The 17,889-nt window shown below is 65.7% G+C and carries 17 protein-coding genes and 2 tRNA genes; 13 read left to right on the top strand and 6 right to left on the bottom strand.

The window, feature by feature from the left end; all coding sequences use genetic code 11:
- Positions 1–20 precede the first annotated feature (20 nt).
- Together PQU89_RS07750 and mutM are read right to left on the bottom strand one after the other, a co-directional pair.
- Positions 21–806, bottom strand: coding sequence for a lysophospholipid acyltransferase family protein (locus PQU89_RS07750; protein WP_272765320.1), 786 nt, complete (start codon positions 804–806; stop codon positions 21–23).
- Positions 807–840: 34 nt separating this feature from the next.
- Positions 841–1,656 carry a bifunctional DNA-formamidopyrimidine glycosylase/DNA-(apurinic or apyrimidinic site) lyase gene (gene mutM, locus PQU89_RS07745; protein ID WP_272765319.1) on the bottom strand — a complete coding sequence of 272 codons (816 nt, stop codon included), beginning with the start codon at positions 1,654–1,656 and terminating at the stop codon, positions 841–843.
- Positions 1,657–1,735: 79 nt separating this feature from the next.
- On the opposite strand from mutM, the gene PQU89_RS07740 reads away from it, so the two are divergent.
- From PQU89_RS07740 to PQU89_RS07685, 12 genes are all read left to right on the top strand, one after another.
- Positions 1,736–3,493 carry a tetratricopeptide repeat protein gene (locus PQU89_RS07740; protein WP_272765318.1) on the top strand — a complete coding sequence of 586 codons (1,758 nt, stop codon included), beginning with the start codon at positions 1,736–1,738 and terminating at the stop codon, positions 3,491–3,493.
- Positions 3,490–4,071: a lipoprotein insertase outer membrane protein LolB gene (gene lolB, locus PQU89_RS07735; RefSeq protein WP_272765317.1), complete on the top strand. Its 582-nt coding sequence runs from the start codon at positions 3,490–3,492 to the stop codon at positions 4,069–4,071. The genes PQU89_RS07740 and lolB overlap by 4 nt, the downstream gene beginning before the upstream one ends.
- A complete protein-coding gene (gene ispE, locus PQU89_RS07730; RefSeq protein ID WP_272765316.1) occupies positions 4,068–4,922 on the top strand; it encodes a 4-(cytidine 5'-diphospho)-2-C-methyl-D-erythritol kinase in 855 nt (284 codons plus the stop codon). The genes lolB and ispE overlap by 4 nt, the downstream gene beginning before the upstream one ends.
- Before the next feature lie 9 nt (positions 4,923–4,931).
- Positions 4,932–5,008, top strand: a tRNA-Gln gene (locus PQU89_RS07725).
- A 25-nt stretch (positions 5,009–5,033) separates the two neighbouring features.
- Positions 5,034–5,110: transfer RNA gene (locus PQU89_RS07720), tRNA-Gln, on the top strand.
- An 85-nt stretch (positions 5,111–5,195) separates the two neighbouring features.
- Entirely contained in the window at positions 5,196–6,179 is a 984-nt protein-coding gene (locus tag PQU89_RS07715; RefSeq protein ID WP_189351774.1) for a ribose-phosphate pyrophosphokinase, read from the top strand.
- Positions 6,180–6,249: 70 nt separating this feature from the next.
- Positions 6,250–6,537, top strand: coding sequence for a 50S ribosomal protein L25 (gene rplY, locus PQU89_RS07710; RefSeq protein ID WP_189373034.1), 288 nt, complete (start codon positions 6,250–6,252; stop codon positions 6,535–6,537).
- Between the two features lie 89 nt (positions 6,538–6,626).
- Positions 6,627–7,208 (top strand): aminoacyl-tRNA hydrolase, encoded by a 582-nt coding sequence (pth, locus tag PQU89_RS07705; protein WP_189351772.1) that lies wholly within the window; start codon positions 6,627–6,629, stop codon positions 7,206–7,208.
- A gap of 122 nt (positions 7,209–7,330) precedes the next feature.
- On the top strand, positions 7,331–8,422 hold the full coding sequence (ychF, locus tag PQU89_RS07700) for a redox-regulated ATPase YchF (protein WP_272765315.1): 1,092 nt from the start codon (positions 7,331–7,333) through the stop codon (positions 8,420–8,422).
- A gap of 306 nt (positions 8,423–8,728) precedes the next feature.
- Entirely contained in the window at positions 8,729–9,508 is a 780-nt protein-coding gene (locus tag PQU89_RS07695) for a transporter substrate-binding domain-containing protein (protein WP_047967960.1), read from the top strand.
- 84 nt (positions 9,509–9,592) lie between these two features.
- Positions 9,593–10,231, top strand: coding sequence for an amino acid ABC transporter permease (locus PQU89_RS07690; protein WP_272765314.1), 639 nt, complete (start codon positions 9,593–9,595; stop codon positions 10,229–10,231).
- A 16-nt stretch (positions 10,232–10,247) separates the two neighbouring features.
- Positions 10,248–11,414, top strand: a complete 1,167-nt coding sequence (locus tag PQU89_RS07685) for a cystathionine gamma-synthase (RefSeq protein WP_272765313.1) — start codon at positions 10,248–10,250, stop codon at positions 11,412–11,414.
- A 190-nt stretch (positions 11,415–11,604) separates the two neighbouring features.
- Here PQU89_RS07685 and PQU89_RS07680 read toward each other — a convergent pair whose 3' ends face one another.
- The 3 genes from PQU89_RS07680 to PQU89_RS07670 all read right to left on the bottom strand — a co-directional run bounded on the left by PQU89_RS07680 (position 11,605) and on the right by PQU89_RS07670 (position 14,312).
- Entirely contained in the window at positions 11,605–12,084 is a 480-nt protein-coding gene (locus tag PQU89_RS07680; protein WP_047967962.1) for a GlcG/HbpS family heme-binding protein, read from the bottom strand.
- Positions 12,085–12,267: 183 nt separating this feature from the next.
- Complete coding sequence (locus PQU89_RS07675; protein ID WP_272758044.1) at positions 12,268–12,885, bottom strand: response regulator transcription factor; 618 nt, start codon at positions 12,883–12,885, stop codon at positions 12,268–12,270.
- A complete protein-coding gene (locus PQU89_RS07670; RefSeq protein ID WP_272765312.1) occupies positions 12,882–14,312 on the bottom strand; it encodes a sensor histidine kinase in 1,431 nt (476 codons plus the stop codon). The genes PQU89_RS07675 and PQU89_RS07670 overlap by 4 nt, the downstream gene beginning before the upstream one ends.
- 142 nt (positions 14,313–14,454) lie before the next feature.
- Here PQU89_RS07670 and PQU89_RS07665 point away from each other — a divergent pair, with 142 nt between their 5' ends.
- The gene (locus PQU89_RS07665; RefSeq protein ID WP_272765311.1) at positions 14,455–15,210 is read left to right on the top strand and encodes a substrate-binding periplasmic protein; all 756 of its coding nucleotides are present in this window, start codon (positions 14,455–14,457) and stop codon (positions 15,208–15,210) included.
- A gap of 73 nt (positions 15,211–15,283) precedes the next feature.
- Here the strand turns inward: PQU89_RS07665 and PQU89_RS07660 are convergent, their stop codons facing one another.
- Entirely contained in the window at positions 15,284–17,542 is a 2,259-nt protein-coding gene (locus PQU89_RS07660) for an arginine/lysine/ornithine decarboxylase (protein ID WP_272765310.1), read from the bottom strand.
- Between the last annotated feature and the right edge of the window lie 347 nt (positions 17,543–17,889).

Genomic DNA, 17,889 nt, shown 5'->3' with positions numbered 1-17,889 from the left:
GCCGGGCAGGGCCTGGACGGCTATTCGGCGGCGACGGGCTCGGCCGGCAGTTGCAGCGCGTCGCGGATGGCGTCGCGTGCGGTTTCCGACAGCTGGAAGCGGCTGGCCAGCGCGGTGTCGTAGGGCGGGATGGCGGCGGTGTAGCTCAGCTCCACCACCATGGCGCGGCTGGCCAGGATCAGGCACAGGCTCTGCCAGAAGCTGGTGTCGCCGGCGTAGGCGGCGGCGGCGCAGTAGTGGCCGCCGGGGGTCAGGTAGCGGATCGCTACCGGCTGCACCGTGGCGTGCGCCAGGCGCGAGGCCTCGAACAGCGAGGCCTTGAACGGCAGCAGGCTGCGGCCGTCGGAGGTGGTGGCCTCAGGGAACACAGCCATGCAGCCGCCGTCCTGCAAGGCCTTGGCCAGCTGTTCGTTGACGCGGCTGGCGTCGCGGCGGTTGTTGCGGTCGATGAACAGGGTGCCGGCGTTCTTGATCAGGAAGCCGGCCAGCGGCCAGTCGCGCAGCTCCTTCTTGGCCACGAAGCGCGATACGGTGACGCTGTTGAGCGCGAAGATGTCCAGCCACGACACGTGGTTGGCGACCACCAGGGTGTTGGGGGGGTAGACCGCCGGCGGCGTGCCGTGGACGCGCACCTTGATCGCCAGGATGTGCAGCAGGTGCCGCGACCAGCGCTGGGTGATCACCGCGCGGGCCGGCTGCGACAGGCGCGGGTAGCGGGTGGCGATCACCAGCAGGCCGCGCAGCAAGTGCATGCCGAGGCGGCCGAGGCGGAGCAGGCGGGTAGGCCAGGAGGTGGGACGATGCACGATAGGCTTTATCAGTCAGGCGACGCGGCGCAATTTAACACGGCTGGCAATGCGGGCAAAAGCAGGAGCTGCGCTGCCCCTGGCGCAGCTCGCGGATCAGGCTGCCGCAGACGTGGCAGGGCAGATCGCGGCGGCCATAGACCATATAGCTTTGCTGGAAGTAGCCCGGTTTCCCCTTGGCGTCGACAAAATCGCGCAGCGTGCTGCCGCCGGCGTCGATGGCGCGCGCCAGCACCGCCTTGATTTCGGCGGCCAGCCGCGCGCACTCCGCACCGCTGAGGCCGTTGGCGGCGCGGGCCGGGTGGATGCCGGCGTGGAACAGCGCCTCGTTGGCGTAGATGTTGCCGACGCCGACCACCACGTGGTTGTCCATGATCGCCAGCTTGATGGCGCTGCCGCGGCGTCGGATCGCCTGCTGCAGTACCGCGCCGTCGAAGGCGTACGACAGTGGCTCTGGCCCCAGCTGTGCCAGCAGCGGGTGCGCCTCGACCGGCCCCTGCTGCCACAGGATGGCGCCAAAACGGCGCGGATCGCGATAGCGCAGAACCGTTTGCCCCAGATCGATGTCTACATGGTCATGCTTTTCCGGCGGCGTGCCCGGCGTCACGAAGCGCAGGCTGCCGGACATGCCCAGGTGCAGGATCAGCGTGCCGTGTTCGAAGTCGACGAGCAGGTACTTGGCGCGGCGGCTGATGCCGAGCACGCGGCGACCGGCAAGGTTGGCCGCCAGGTCCGGCGGCACCGGCCAGCGCAGGCGCGCCTCGCGCACGGTCACGCCACGGATGGTGGCGTGCAGCAGCAGGGGTGCGATGCCGCGACAGGTGGTTTCGACTTCTGGCAATTCCGGCATTGCAGTTTTCCTTGCCGTGAGCATGATTAAATGAATGGGCGTGGTATTCTACCCGTCTGAACCGATGTTTAGGCCAAGCATGAACGCACTACTCCGTATCGCCGCAGCACTTGCCCCCCTTGCCCTGGTCGCCTGCGCCAGTGTCCCGCCCGCTCTCCCCACGTCGTCCGTCAGCGCGGAAGCGGTGGTCGAGGATCTCGCCGACGAGGCGGTCGAGGAGGAAACGGTCGACAACCCGCGCATTCCCAAGCTGGAGCTGAGCGAGGAGTGGCTGTACGGCCTGCTGGCCGGCGAGATCGTGGTGCAGCGCGGTGGCGCCGGTGTTGCCGCGGAAACCTACCTGCAACTGGCGCGCGAAACCCGCGACCCGCGCGTGGCGCAGCGGGCCTCCGAATTCGCGATGTTCTCCGGTAACGTGCGCCAGGCCTCCGAGGCGCTGGCCTTGTGGATCGAGCTGGACCCGGATGCCGATTCGGCGCGCGAACAGCTGCTGATCGCGCTGCTGCGTGCCGGCAAGCTGGCGGAAAGCCAGCCGCTGGTGGAAGGCATGCTGGCGCGGCAACCGGCGCGTGCCGGTGCCATCTTCGTGCAGCTGGCGCGACTGCTGGCGCGGCAGCCGGACCGGGTCGCCGCGGCGAAGCTGGTCAGTGACCTGGCCGAGCGCTATCCGGAGCTGCCGGAAGCGCGCTTTGCCCACCTGGCGGTGGCTGCCGAGGCCGGCGAGCAGGCCGAGGTCGACAAGGAGTTCGCCCGTCTCGCCAAGATCGCCCCGACGTGGGACCTGCCGCTGCTGTGGCAGGTCGACCGCCTGCGCCGTCACTCTGTGCCCAGTGCCATCGACTTCCTGCAGGCACAGCTGCAACTGCGTCCCGCCGCCAGCCTGGAGCTGAACCTGACCATGGTGCGGCTGCTGGCCAGCGAGAAGCGCTACACCGACGCCCAGCGCCACGCCGAAAAGGCGCTACAACAATACCCGAAACAAGCGGAACTGCTGAACATGGCCGGCCTGCTGGCGTTCCAGAACGGCAACCTGCAGCTGGCGCGTCGCCAGCTGGAGGCCGCGCTGCAGGCCGGTTACGCCGATGCCGATACCCTGCGCTACACCCTGGGCCAGCTGGCGGACGAACAGAAGCAGCCGCAACAGGCGCGCCACTGGTACCAGCAGGTGGGGCAGGGCGAGAACTACCTGCCGGCACGACTGCGCCTGGCGCAGCTGGATGCCGCGGACGGCAACTGGCAGCAGGCGATCAACGACCTGCAGCCGCTGAGCAACGATGCTAACCAGCTGGTGCGGGTGGTCGCACTGCAGGCGCAGATCGCCAAGAACGCCGGCGATCGCGCGCAGGCGATGACGCTGCTGAACCAGGGGCTGCAACGCCAGCCGCGGGCCACCGAACTGCTGTACGACCGCGCACTGCTGTCGGAGCTGGACGGGCAGTTTGCGCTGGCGGAAAAAGACCTGCTGCAGGTGCTGGAGCTGGTGCCGGATCATGTGCACGCGCTGAATGCGCTGGGCTACGCGCTCAGCAACCACACCACCCGCTACCGCGAGGCGCTGGCCTACGTGGAGAAGGCGCACCAGGCGGCGCCGGATGACCCGATGATCCTCGACAGCCTGGGCTGGGTGTACTACAAGCTCGGCAAGCTGGAGCAGGCGCTGCAATACCTGCAGGCGTCCTACGCCAGCATGCCGGATGCCGAAGTGGCCGCCCATCTCGGCGAGGTGCTGTGGCAGTCCGGGCGCCTCGACGAGGCGCGCAAGCTGTGGGCCGAGGCACGCAAGAAGGAGCCGGATCACCCGGTGCTGCGTGAAACCCTGCAGCGCCTGCAGCCATGATCGTGCGCTGGCTGTTACTGCTGCTGCCGCTGCTCGCTGGCTGCGCCTCGTTTCAGGAGGTGCCGTCCACTGCGGCACCGCTGCAGGCACAGGTGCAAGACCAGCCCTTCGACGTCGCCGGCAGGCTGGCGGTGAATCTGGACGGCAAGGGCCACGTCGCCGGCTTTGACTGGCAGCACACCGCGGACGACGACCAGCTGGCGATCAAGACGCCGGTGGGCAATACCGTGGCCAGCCTGCACCGCGACAGCCATGGTGTTACCCTGCTGGCCGACGGCCAGCAGCAGTTCGCCAGCGATGTCGAGACGCTGACCGAGCGCCAGCTGGGCTGGCCGCTGCCGCTGGCCAACCTGGTGTGGTGGGTGCGTGGCCACCCGGCGCCGCAGTTTCCCTACACCACCACCCCGGAAGGCCACCTGCAGCAGCAGGGCTGGCTGATCCGCATCCACCGCGATGCGGCCAACCTTGCCCAGCCGCGCCGCGTCGAGCTGGAGCGCGAGGGCCTGACCATCCGTCTGGTGCTGTCTGACTGGCGCCAGTTTGTTCCCCTGTTACCCGTTGCTCCCGCTTTGCCATGACCGATTCCGTTTTTCATGTCTTTCCCGCTCCGGCCAAGCTCAACCTCAACCTGCTGATCACCGGCAAGCGTGACGATGGCTATCACCTGCTGGACAGCGATTTCCGCTTCATCGACCTGTGCGACAGCATCGACATCGCGCTGCGCGACGACGGCGACATCGTGCTGCTGAATCCCATTCCCGGCGTGCCGCCGGACAGCGATCTGACCGTGCGCGCGGCGCGGCTGTTGCAACAGGCCAGCGGCAGCACGCTGGGCGCCAGCCTGCGCCTGCACAAGCGCATCCCGATGGGCGGCGGCCTCGGCGGCGGCTCCTCCGATGCGGCGACGGTGCTGCTGGCGCTCAACCGCCTGTGGGGCTGCGGCCTGTCGCGCGCGGCGCTGATGCAGCTGGGCGTGCAGCTGGGGGCCGACGTGCCGGTGTTCATCTTCGGGCGCAATGCGCGCGCCACCGGCATCGGCGAAGAGCTGAGCGAGATCAGCCTGCCGGCGGCCTGGTATGTGGTGTTGCACCCAACAGTGCATGTGCCGACGGCGACGGTTTTCAAGGAATTTTCACGTCAGGTGTTGACAGGGCAGGTCAGTTTCTCCACAATGCGAACCCTAGCAACGACGCCGCAAAAACAAAACGATTTGCAAAGCGTTGTTTGCCAAATGTATCCAGCGGTAAATGAAGCCTTGAGCGCATTAAGAGAATGCGGCTCGCCGTTGATGACCGGTTCCGGAGCCTGTGTCTTTCTGGAATGCGGTAACGAAGATCAAGCAAAAACAGTATATCAGTCCTTGTCGTCACGATTCAGCGGCTTTGTTGCCAAGGGGTTGGCAGCGCATCCGATGTTTGACGGGGAATAGCAGTGCTACTGGGGAGTCGCCAAGTTGGTTAAGGCACCGGATTTTGATTCCGGCATGCGAAGGTTCGAATCCTTCCTCCTCAGCCAATACCCTGCACAATTTAAAGAATACTGGGGAGTCGCCAAGTTGGTTAAGGCACCGGATTTTGATTCCGGCATGCGAAGGTTCGAATCCTTCCTCCTCAGCCAGGCTTACGAGAGTAAACTAAGAAAAAAAGCGTGTAAGGCTCCTTACACGCTTTTTCTTTATCTACCGATTTAAGGCAATTCTTTTATGGCTGCATACGATAGTTTGATGGTCTTCACCGGGACGGCAAATCCGGAACTGGCGCAAAACGTGGTCAAGCACCTCGACATTTCGCTGGGACGCGCCGACGTCGGCAAATTCAGCGATGGCGAAGTCGCCGTTGAACTGCTGGAAAACGTGCGCGGTCGCGACGTGTTCATCCTGCAGTCGACCTGTGCGCCGACCAACGACAACCTGATGGAGATCCTGACCATGGCCGACGCGCTGAAACGCGCCTCCGCCGGTCGTATCACCGCCGCGATTCCGTACTTCGGTTACGCTCGCCAGGATCGTCGTCCGCGCTCCGCCCGTGTGCCGATCACCGCCAAACTGGTGGCCAACATGCTGACCAGCGCCGGTATCGACCGCGTGCTGACCGTTGACCTGCACGCCGACCAGATCCAGGGCTTCTTCGACATGCCGGTGGACAACGTGTACGCGACCCCGGTGCTGCTGAAGGACATCCGTTCGCAGCGCATCGAAGACCTGATCGTGGTCAGCCCGGACGTCGGCGGCGTGGTACGTGCCCGTGCCGTGGCCAAGGCGCTGAATACCGATCTTGCCATCATCGACAAGCGTCGTCCGAAAGCCAACGTGGCCGAAGTGATGAACATCATCGGTGACGTGCAGGGCCGTACCTGCCTGATCGTCGACGACATGATCGACACCGCGAACACCCTGTGCAAGGCCGCTTCCGCTCTGAAAGAGCGCGGTGCCGAGCGCGTGCTGGCCTACGCCTCGCACGCCATCTTCTCCGGCCAGGCCGTGGATCGCATCAACAATTCGGACATCGACCAAGTCGTGATCACCGATACCATTCCGCTGTCGGCGCAAGCCAAGCAGAGCAGCCGCATCCGCGTGGTATCGATTGGTGGCCTGATCGCAGAAACCCTGCGTCGCATCAACAACGAAGAATCGGTGTCCTACCTCTTCAATGAGGATCTGGTTTCGTCGGGCGCCTGCCTGCCGTAAACGTTCAGCCCACTGGTCGCGGTGGGCTGGAGATTTAAATCAAGCTGCAAAGCTAACTGGAGTTATTCAAATGGCAATCGAAGTTATCGCTACCAAGCGCGTTCTGGAAGGTACTGGTGCGAGCCGCCGCCTGCGTCGCGCTGGTCAAACCCCTGCTGTTGTTTACGGCGCAGGTAAAGAAGCCGTGTCCATCACCCTGGACCACAACACCATGTACTACGCGCTGAAAACCGAAGCCTTCCACAACGAAGTGCTGGATCTGGTAATCGACGGTCAGAAAGAGCAAGTTAAAGTTGCTGCTTTCCAGAACCACCCGTTCAAGCAACTGGTGCTGCACATCGACTTCGCTCGCGTGTAATGCTTAAGCGCCTCACCGTTTGACGGTGCGGTACGAGGCCCGCTGCTGATACTCTCTGCAGCGGGTTTTTCATTGTTGGGATCAAGAGAATGTCGGCAATCCGTCTGGTGGTGGGGCTGGGGAATCCCGGGCCGGAATACGAAAGAACGCGCCATAACGCAGGCTTCTGGCTGGTGGACGAGCTGGCCTGGCAGCACAAGGCGCCGCTGCGTGGCGAGGGCAAGTATTTCGGCGAGGTCTCGCGCGCCACCTTGGCCGCAGGCGACCTGTGGCTGCTTAAGCCGATGACCTACATGAACCTGTCCGGCCAGGCGGTGGGCGCGCTGGCGCGCTTCTACAAGATCGCGCCGGAAGAAATCCTGGTGGTGCACGACGAGCTGGACCTGCCGCCGGGCGCGGCGCGGCTGAAGCAGGGCGGTGGCCACGGCGGCCACAACGGCCTGAAGGACATCATCGCCAAGCTGGGCTCGCCCAACTTCTGGCGCCTGCGCCTGGGCATCGGTCATCCCGGCGATCGCAACGAGGTCGCCAACTTCGTGCTGAAAAAGGCGCGCGCCGAAGAGCAGCAGGCGATCGACGACGCCATCGCCAAGGCGCTGCAGGTGATGCCGGACGTACTGGCCGGCAACAGCGCGGCGGCGATGAAGACGCTGCACACCGCCGCCAAGTAAACGTTGGCCGCAGGCTGCGGCCAACACCCGAGTGCACAAAAAATGATCGGCCAGGTGGTACAATGCCACCGGTCAATGCCTGCGGCGCCAAGCGCGCAGGCCGGAAAATTCGAGGAATTCCCATGAGTCTGAAATGCGGTATTGTCGGTCTGCCCAACGTCGGCAAGTCCACCCTGTTCAATGCACTGACCAAGGCCGGTATCGAAGCGGCCAACTATCCGTTCTGCACCATCGAGCCTAACGTCGGCATCGTGGAAGTGCCGGATCCGCGCCTGGACGAGCTGTGCAAGATCGTCAACCCGCAGAAGACCCAGCCGGCCATCGTCGAATTCGTCGACATCGCCGGTCTGGTGGCTGGCGCCTCCAAGGGCGAGGGCCTGGGCAACAAGTTCCTGGCCAACATCCGCGAGACCGACGCCATCGTCAACGTGGTGCGCTGCTTCGACGACGACAACGTGGTGCACGTTGCCGGTCGTGTCGATCCGATCGCCGACCTGGAAACCATCGGCACCGAACTGGCGCTGGCCGACATGTCGGCGGTGGAAAAGGCCATCATCCGTGACGGCAAGAAGGCCCGTGCCGGCGACAAGGACGCGCAGAAGCTGGTGGCGCTGCTGGAAAAACTGATGCCGCACCTGAACGAAGGCAAGCCGGTACGCAGCATGAAGCTGGACGCGGACGAGCAGGCGCTGCTCAAGCCGCTGTGCCTGCTGACCATCAAGCCGGCGATGTATGTCGCCAACGTGGCGGAAGACGGCTTTGACAACAACCCGCACCTGGACAAGCTGAAGGCACTGGCCGCAACCGAAGGCGCGCCGGTGGTGGCACTGTGCGCCGCCATCGAGAGCGAAATCGCCGACCTCGACGACGCCGACAAGGTGGAATTCCTCGCCGACATGGGCCTGGAAGAACCGGGCCTCAACCGCCTGATCCGCACCGGCTACAAGCTGCTGGGGCTGCAGACCTACTTCACCGCCGGGGTGAAGGAAGTGCGCGCCTGGACCATCCACGTCGGCGACACCGCGCCGCAGGCGGCCGGCGTGATCCACACCGACTTCGAACGTGGCTTCATCCGCGCGCAGACCATCTCCTACGCCGATTTCATCGCCTACGGTGGCGAAGCCAAGGCCAAGGAAGCCGGCAAGATGCGCGCCGAAGGCAAGGAATACGTGGTGCAGGACGGCGACGTGCTGAACTTCCTGTTCAACGTGTAAGCCGTTTGCGGCCATGCCGGCCGCGACGGCATCAGCAAGCCCGGCGTCGCCGGGCTTTTTCTTTGCCGGCGGGCTGTGGCGCGGCGGGTCGCCTTGGCGGCAACTGGCAATACTTCCGCGCCAGCGCGCGGGATATTGCGTACAATCGCGCTCTGGATTGCCGCTGACCCGGCACCGCTGTTATCCGCTTTTGGTGATTTCCTTATGCGTTTTCATTCGCTGCCAAGGCTGGAGCAAAGCGGTCGGCTTTGTTATAGTTCTTTCTGTTTTATTGATTTTGAAATCAATATCAAAAAGGAATAAAAAATGAAAAAAGTTCTGCTTACCCTGACGCTGCTGGGCGTTGCGGCCAACGTTTACGCTGCCGACCTGCTGGACACCGTGCAGCAGCGCGGTACGCTGAAGATTGCGCTGGAAGGCACCTACCCGCCGTTCAACTTCAAGGACAAGGACCAGAAGCTGACCGGTTTCGAGGTGGAGCTGGGCGCGGCACTGGCACAGAAGCTGAAGCTGAAGCCGGAATTCATCACCGGCGAGTGGAGCGGCCTCCTGGCCGGCCTGCAGGGCGGCAAGTTCGACGTGGTGCTGAACCAGGTGTCGATCACCGACAAGCGCAAGGAAGTGTTCGACTTCTCGCAGCCGTACACCATCTCCAGCGCGCAGCTGATCGTGCGCAAGAACGAGAAGCGCAGCTTCAAGAGCCTGGCCGACCTCGCCGGCAAGAAGATGGGTGTGACCCAGGGCAGCAACTACGCCGAGATGGTGAAGGCGCAGGGCGGTATCGAGTCCAAGTTCTACCCGTCGGCACCGGAAATCTTCCAGGATCTGGCCACCGGCCGCATCGATGCCGGCATCAACGACAGCCTGCTGATCCCGTTCGCGATCAAGGAAGCCAAGCTGCCGCTGAAGGCCGGCGCCGCGGTGGGCAGTGCGACGCAGATGGGTATCCCGTTTGCCAAGGGCAATCCGAAGTTCAAGGTGGCGCTGGACGGCGCGCTGAATGCCTTGCACAAGGACGGCAGCTTCAAGAAAATCTCGGTGAAGTGGTTCGGCATCGACGTATCGAAGGCACCGGGCGCACGCTGAGCGCTGCGGCCAACCTTGACGCCTCCGCCAGTTGCGGAGGCGTTTGTATTTGAAGGATGAATGATGGAATGGCTTGAGTTGGCAATGACTGCCGTCCCGGTGCTGATGACCGGGGTCGGCTATACCTTGCTGTTCGCGGTCTCGGCGATGGTGCTGGGCCTGACGCTGGGCTTCGCCGTGGCGCTGGTGCGCATCGCGCAGGTGCCGCTGCTGTCGCAGCTGGCGGCGCTGTACGTCAGCCTGATGCGCGGCACGCCGCTGCTGGTGCAGATTTTTGTCATCTACTACGGCCTGCCCAGCGTCGGCATCGAGTTCGAGCCGGTCACCGCCGGCATTCTGGCGCTGACGCTGAACGTGGCCGCCTACCTGTCGGAGAGCCTGCGCGGCGCGATGGCCGGCGTCGAGCGCGGGCAGTGGGACGCGGCGCTGTCGCTGGGCCTGGGCTGGTGGCCGGCGGTGCGCTACGTCATCGCGCCGCAGGCGGTACGGCTGGCGGTGCCCAGCCTCGCCAACAGCCTGATCTCGCTGATCAAGGACACCTCGCTGGTATCGGTGATCACCGTCTCCGAGCTGATGATGGTGACCAAGGACCTGATCGCGCAGACTTTCCAGCCGCTGCCACTGTACCTGATGGCGGCGGCGATCTACTGGGTGTTGAGCGCGCTGTTCGAACAGGTGCAGCAACGGGTGGAGCGCCACTTCGGCCGCGCCCACGCCCGCTGACGCGCCCCATGCGGCCATGAGCGAAACGAGGGATACCATGAAATTTGCCACCAAGGCGATCCACGCCGGTTTTGACTACCACCAGCACAACCGCGCGGTGATGCCGCCGATCTACCAGACCTCCGCCTTTGCCCACGACGCGGTGGGCGAGTCGCTGGAATTCGCCTACGCCCGCACCGGCACCCCGACGCGGGCGGCGCTGGAGGCCAACTTCGCGGCGCTGGAAGACGCCGCGCACGGCCTCGCCTTCGCCAGCGGCATGGCGGCGATCGACGCGGTGCTGCGCGCCACGCTCAAGCCCGGCGACGAGGTGATCGCGGTGGCTGACCTGTACGGCGGCGCCTACCGCATCCTCGACAAGGTGCTGGCGGCGCAGGGCATCAAGGTGACCTTTGCCGACCTGTCCGATGCGGCCAACCTTGAGGCCGTCATCAGCAGCAACACCCGGCTTGTGTGGCTGGAGACGCCGACCAACCCGCTGCTGGGCATGGTCGACATCGCCGCGCTGGCGGCGATCGCCCACGGCCACGGGGCGGTGGTGGCGGTGGACAACACCTTCGCCACGCCCTACCTGCAGAACCCGCTGAATCAGGGCGCCGACATCGTGGTGCACTCCGCCACCAAGTACCTCGGCGGCCACTCCGACGTGCTGCTGGGGCTGGTGGCGGTCAACGACGCGGCGCTGTTCAAGGCGATCAAGTTCATCCAGAACGCCGCCGGCGCGGTGCCGGGGCCGCAGGACTGTTTCCTGACCCTGCGCGGCATCAAGACGCTGGCGCTGCGCATGGAGCGGCACTGCGACAACGCCGAGAAGGTCGCCGCCTTCCTGCAGGGCCATCCGGCCATCGACAAGGTGTTCTTCCCCGGCCTGCCCGAGCATCCAGGCCACGAACTGGCCAAACGCCAGATGCGCCGTTTCGGCGGCATCGTCACCGTCTACCTGAAGGAAGACAGCCGCGCCGCCGCCAGCCGCGTCGCCAGCCGGTTGCAGCTGTTCCTGCTGGCGGAGTCGCTGGGCGGGGTGGAGTCGCTGGTCAACCACAGCTACACCATGTCGCACGGCGGCATGCCGCCAGAACAGAAGGCGGCGCTGGGCATCCGCGAGGGCCAGCTGCGCTTGTCCATCGGCATCGAGGACATCGACGACATCCTCGCTGATCTGGCGCAGGCGCTGGCGGAGTAAGCGCTGCCGCCAAGTTTGGCCGCAACGCACTTGCTGACAAGCCACGCTCTAGGGCGTGGCTTTTTGCATGGCCTGCCGCCGGGCGACGGTTTGCGGCTGCGGCCAAGCTTGGTCGCAGCCCAGTTCGGGAAAGCAAAAGCCACGCTCGAGAGCGTGGCTTTTTTCAGGCGTGCGAAACGCCGGTCGGGACTTACTTGAACAGCGCGGCGTTGGCGTCGATGGCGGCCAGTGCGCACTGCTCGTCGAGGTGGCCGCCAGGGGCGCCGCCGATACCGATGGCGCCGATCACCTCGTTACCGGCCTTCAGCGGCACGCCACCACCCAGCAGCAGGAAGCCGGGGATGTCGGTGAGGTTGGCCGCGCCCGGATTCTTCTGCGCGTTTTCCATCATCGCCTGGGTCGGCGCCTTGGCGGAGGCGGAAGTGAACGCCTTGGCACGGCTGGCCTCGATGGTGTGCGGGCCGGCATTGTCAGCGCGAGCGAAGGCTTTCAGGTTGCCGGCGCGGTCCACCACGCTGACGCCGACGTTCCAGCCCTTGGCCTGGCACTGCGCCACCGCGTCGCTGGCCAGCTTCTGCGCGTCGGCCAGCGCGATATTGCGTTCGGTCACCGGTGCGGCATGGGCGGCGCTGGCGGCGAGCAGGGTAACGGCGATGAGGGTACGGATCATGATCAAGCTCCTGTGCGGAATGAGTGGGGACGACAGGATCAGCTTAGCTGCTGTCGCGCCGTCGCGATATTCGGTCGATTACGCGGTGGCCTCCGTAGCAGTACGGAGCCGGCTATTGGCCGCGGGACGGGATGAGTGGTGGCGCGGGCAGGGTCGCTGGGCGTGCTTGTGCCGGCGCGCCGCTCAGCGCTGCGGCAGCAGCAGCAGGTAGTGGCGGATCAGCTGCGCCAGGGTGTCGACCTCCAGCTTGGCGAATACGTTGGCGCGATAGGTTTCCACCGTGCGCGGCGACAGCGCCAGCTCGCGCGCGATCTCCTTGTTGGTCATGCCGTCGGCGATGCGCTGCAGCACGTCCAGCTCGCGCCCGGAAAGCCGTTGCAGCCGCTGCTGCGCGGCGAGGCTGGCGGCCTGCTTGTCGCGGCGGGCGATGTGCTGGCGCACCGCTTTTTGCACGCTGTCGAGGAACACGTCGTCGTCGACCGGCTTCTGCAGGAATTCCTCGGCGCCGTTCTTGAACGCGCGGCGACAGAGGTCGACGTTGCCGTGGCCGGTGAGCATGATCACCGGCAGGTCGCTGCCGGCGGCGAGGGTGTCGAGCACGTCCAGCCCGCTGATGCCGGGCATGCGGATGTCCAGCACCACGCAGCCGATGCTGTGGCGGTCGTGCTGCGCCAGGAACTGCTGCGGGCTGGCAAAGCCCTCGGCGCGCAGACCGACGCTTTTCAGCAGCAGCGCCAGTGCCTCACGCACCGCGTCGTCGTCGTCGACCAGGTAGATCAGCGGGGAGTGGTGCTGGTTCATGCGTTGTCCTCTTCGGCCAGCGGCAGGCACAGCGTGAAGCAGGCGCCGCCGGCTGGCAGGTTGGCCGCAGTGAGCTGGCCGTGCAGGCTGTGCGCCAGTGTCTCGCACAGGCTCAGTCCCAGCCCCATGCCGCCGGGCTTGGTGCTGAAAAACGGCTGGAACAGCTGCGGCAGGTCGGCGGTGGCGATGCCGGGGCCGCTGTCGCTGACTTGCAGCCGGTAGCGACCGGCGTCGATGTCGGCGCGGATCTCGATGTGGCCGGACTGGCCGGCCAGCGCGTCGACCGCGTTCTGCAGCAGGTTGTGCACGATCTGCTCCAGCGCCACGTTGTCGGCCAGCGGCCGCCGCCCGGCACTGGCATCAAGACAGTGCAGGCGGATGCCTAGCGCCGCCAGCTCGGCCTGGCGCAGGACTTGTACCGAGGCCAGCAGCGCGGCGCTGTCGACGGCAGCCAGCGGCCGCGGCGCCTGCTGCGTCACCAGCGTGCGCAGGCGGGCGATGATGTCGCCGGCGCGCTTGGCCTGCGCCGCGCTGCTGGCCAGCGCCTGGCGCACCGTGTCGCGCTCGTCGTCGTCGTCCAGCAGCCGCTGGCAGGCGCGCAGGTTGGCGAGGATGGCGGTCAGCGGCTGGTTCAGCTCGTGCGCCATGCCGGCGGCCATCTCGCCGAGGGTGCTGAGGCGGCTGACGGCGGCCAACCTTGCCTGTTCCCGCTCACGCTGTGCCTGCTGCCGCGCCTGGCGACGGCTGTGCTGCCACGCCAGCAGCAGCGCCAGCGCCGCGCTGACCGCCAGCCAGCTCAGCCACGGCCACTGCGCGATGCCGTAGCGCTGCTGGCTGTGAAAAGTGAACGGCTGCGCGCTGGTCGGCAGCGGCTTGTCGAGCGTCATCGACCAGCCCCAGGCCGGCATCGGCTGGCTCAGCAGCACACTGTTGCCACCGGGCAATTGCAGCTGCACCCGCTGCAGCGTGGCCGGCCACTCGCCGGCTGCCAACAGCCGGCGGCTGTCGAGCAGCAGGCTCCAGCCGGACGGCGCCACCAGCCAGTATTGCGCGACCCCGGCGGCCTGGGTCTGGATGCGGCGCTGTTGCCGCGCCCTTGCCAGCGTGGCGGCCAGTGGCGGCGGCGCGTTGCCGCTGCCCAGCCAGCGGCCGTCCTGCAGCAGGCCCAGCGCCAGCAGCTGCGGCATCGCCGGGCGCAGGCCGGCCAGCAGCTCCGCCGCTGGCGGCGGCCGTTGCTGCAGCACGAGGGTGGCCAGTACCGCCTCGTGCTGCACCATCTTCTGGCTGAGCAGGCGGTGGGCGATGCTGCTGTTCTGCTGGAACAGGCTGCGTTGCTGGCTGAAGCCGGCCAGCAGCAGTACGCCGCCGGCGAGCAGGCTCAGCAGTAGCCAGCTGGCGGGCAGCAGATAGGGGCGCAGGGGTGTCATGCTGCCATTATGGCATTGCCGCCGGCGGGCGGCGTTCCGTAGCGCTACGGAGTCCGGCACGCTGCGGGCGGCCGGCTTGTGCCGTGTGCCGTGGTGGGCTACAACGCAGCAAGAGGCTCCCTTGTCCCGTCGCGGAGGGCTTATGCGGCTTGCGAATGCTCTGTTGCTGGCCTGTTGCTGCCTGCAGCCGCTGCTGGCGGGGGCACATGCCATGCTCAAGGTGGTGACCGAAGACGCGCCACCGTTCAATTTCATCGTCGGCCAGCGCCTGCAGGGGCCGGCGCCGCGCTTTGTCGAGCAGTTGCTGCGTCATGCCGGGCTGCCGTTCCAGCATCATGTCTATCCGTGGGCGCGCAGCATGGCGCTGGCCAGCCACCAGCCCAACGTGCTGATCTATTCGCTGGCGCGCACCCCGGCGCGCGAGGCGCAGTTCCACTGGCTGGGGCGATTGGGCTCGGAGCGGGTGGCGCTATATGCGCTGGTCAGCCGCCGCGACCTGCGCGCCAGCACGCTGGCGGAGGCGGGCAGCCTGCGCATCGGCATCAGCAACCAGGATGTGCGCGGCCAGTGGCTGCGCGAGCAGGGCTTTGCCGAGGTCAGCGCCAACCGCCACGCCGGGCTGGACGTCGCCGACAACATGGAAACCAATCTGCGCCGGCTGCAGCTGGGCTGGATCGATGCGGTGCCGCTTTCCGAGGGCAGTCTGCAGGCCTATTGCCGCCGCGAGCTGCTGGATTGTCGCCAGTTCCGCCAGCTGCTGCCCTTGCCGCTGACCATGGAGCTGTACCTGGCCGCCAGCCTTGGCACGCCACCGGCGACACTGGCGCGACTGCGCCACAGCTATCAGGCGCTGCAGCGCGACGGCAGCTTTGCGCGCGCCTTTCGCGGCTACCAGTAAGCCCACTGCACGGCCATGAAAAATGCGGCCAACCTTGTACAAGGTTGGCCGCATTGTTTGCCAGCGCTCGGGATCAGGCCTTCACGCAATCCACGAAGTAGGTCTTCTTGCCGTCGCGGACTTCGGCGATCAGGCCGTGCACGTCGGTCTCGAAGCCGGGGAAGCCGCGGTTGAACTGCTCGGTGAAGCGCAGGTAGTCGACGATGGTCTTGTTGAACACTTCGCCCGGAATCAGCAGCGGGATGCCCGGCGGGTACGGAGTCAGCAGTACCGCGGTGATGCGGCCTTCCAGCTGGTCGACCGGCACGCGCTCCACTTCGCGGTGCGCCATCTTGGCAAACGCGTCCGACGGCTTCATGCCCGGTACCATTTCCGACAGGTAGATCTCGGTGGTCAGTCGCGCCACGTTGTGCTCGTGGTAGGCGCGGTGGATCTTCAGGCACAGGTCCTTGAGGCCGACGCGCTCGTACTCCGGATGCTTGGCGATGAAGTCCGGCATGCAGCGCCACAGCGGCTGGTTCTTGTCGAAATCGTCCTTGAACTGTTGCAGCGCGGCCAGCAGCGTGTTCCAGCGGCCCTTGGTGATGCCGATGGTGAACATGATGAAGAAGCTGTACAGGCCGGTCTTTTCCACCACCACGCCGTGTTCGGCCAGGTACTTGGTCACCATCGATGCCGGGATGCCCAGCTCTTCGAAGCTGCCGTCCACGTTCAGGCCTGGGGTCAGGATGGTGGCCTTGATCGGGTCCAGCAGGTTGAAGCCGTCCTCGATGCCGGCAAAGCCGTGCCAGGTTTCGCCGGTTTTCAGCTCCCAGTCCTGCGGGTCGCAGATGCCGTCTTCCGACAGCTTTTCCGGGCCCCACACGCGGAACCACCAGTCCTCGCCGTACTCCTCGTCCACCTTGCGCATCGAGCGGCGGAATTCCAGCGCCTCGGCCAGCGATTCCTCGACCAGTGCCTGGCCGCCCGGCTGCTCCATCATCGCCGCCGCCACGTCGCAGCTGGCGATGATCGCGTACTGCGGGCTGGTGGAGGTGTGCATCAGGTAGGCTTCGTTGAAGCTGTGGGTGTCCAGCTGGCGGTTCTGCGGGTCCTGCACCAGGATCTGCGACGCCTGCGAGATGCCGGCCAGCAGCTTGTGCGTGGATTGCGTCGAGAAGATCATCGACTCCTTGCAGCGCGGACGGCCTTCGCCGATGGCGTGGAAGTCGCCGTAGAAGTCGTGGAAGCTGGCGTGCGGCAGCCACGCTTCGTCAAAGTGCAGGGTGTCGACCTCGCCATCCAGCAGGCCCTTGATCTCCTCGACGTTGTACATGATGCCGTCGTAGGTGGACTGGGTGATGGTCAGGATGCGCGGCTTGGCGTTCGGGTTCTTGGCCAGCGCCTCGCGGGCGAACGGGTTGGCCTCGATCTTGGCGCGGATCGCGTCCAGCGAGAATTCCGCCTTCGGGATCGGGCCGATGATGCCGTAGTGGTTGCGCGTCGGCATCAGGAACACCGGAATGGCGCCAGTCATCATGATCGCGTGCAGGTTGGACTTGTGGCAGTTGCGGTCGACCAGCACGATGTCGCCGGCGGCGACGGTGCTGTGCCACACGATCTTGTTCGAAGTCGAGGTGCCGTTGGTGACGAAGAAGCAGTGGTCGGAGCTGAAAATGCGCGCCGCATTGCGTTCCGAGGCCGCCACCGGGCCGGTGTGGTCCAAGAGCTGGCCCAGTTCCTCCACCGCGTTGCACACGTCGGCGCGCAGCATGTTTTCGCCGAAGAACTGGTGGAACATCTGGCCGACCGGCGATTTCAGGAACGCCACGCCGCCGGAGTGGCCGGGGCAGTGCCAGGAGTAGGAGCCGTCCTGCGCGTAGTTGACCAGCGCGCGGAAGAACGGCGGCGCCAGGGTGTCGAGGTAGCTCTTGGCCTCGCGGATGATGTGGCGCGCTACGAATTCCGGGGTGTCCTCGTGCATGTGGATGAAACCATGCAGCTCGCGCAGGATGTCGTTGGGGATGTGGCGCGCGGTGCGCGTCTCGCCGTACAGGTACACCGGGATGTCCGGGTTGCGACGGCGGATTTCGGCGACAAAGCCGTACAGGCCGCCCAGTGCCGAGGTGGCATCTTCGTCGGTCTGGAATTCCTCGTCGTCGATCGACAGGATGAAGCCGGCGGCGCGGCTTTGCTGCTGCGCGAACGAAGTCAGGTCGCCGTAGCTGGTGTAGCCGATCACGTCCATGCCTTCGGCCTGGATGGCGTTGGCCAGCTCGCGGATGCCGGAGCCGCTGGTGTTCTCGCTACGGAAATCTTCGTCGATGATGACGATCGGGAAGTGAAAACGCATACCTGAGTCCTTAGTTGCTTTAACTCGGACACTGCCGTGATGCGCAAGGCGGCTGCAGACGAAGGCTTGGGCTTCCCGCGTGGGCAGGAGGAGTCCCGGGCACCTGTAACGCCTGTTACGGCCTTCGCGGCATGGCCGGAAGTGTCACTCGGTGCGCGTTGGGGCACAGTTCTGTACGTACGACGTGATGCCGCCGCCCTGGATGGCTGGCCTTGAGGCGCGTGGTTTTTCCGTCTTGCCGTCCCGATGGAAATCGGGGGCAAGGCCGGAGCAAAGGGGCGCTTTGCACCGCGGTCCGCACTGGGCAAAGCCTTGCTTTGCCTTCACGTCTGCCGGCTTAGGGTGTT

The sequence above is a fragment of the Vogesella indigofera genome, assembly GCF_028548395.1.
Taxonomy (GTDB): Bacteria; Pseudomonadota; Gammaproteobacteria; order Burkholderiales; family Chromobacteriaceae; genus Vogesella; species Vogesella indigofera_A.
This window is presented reverse-complemented; position numbering and strand designations above follow the sequence as displayed.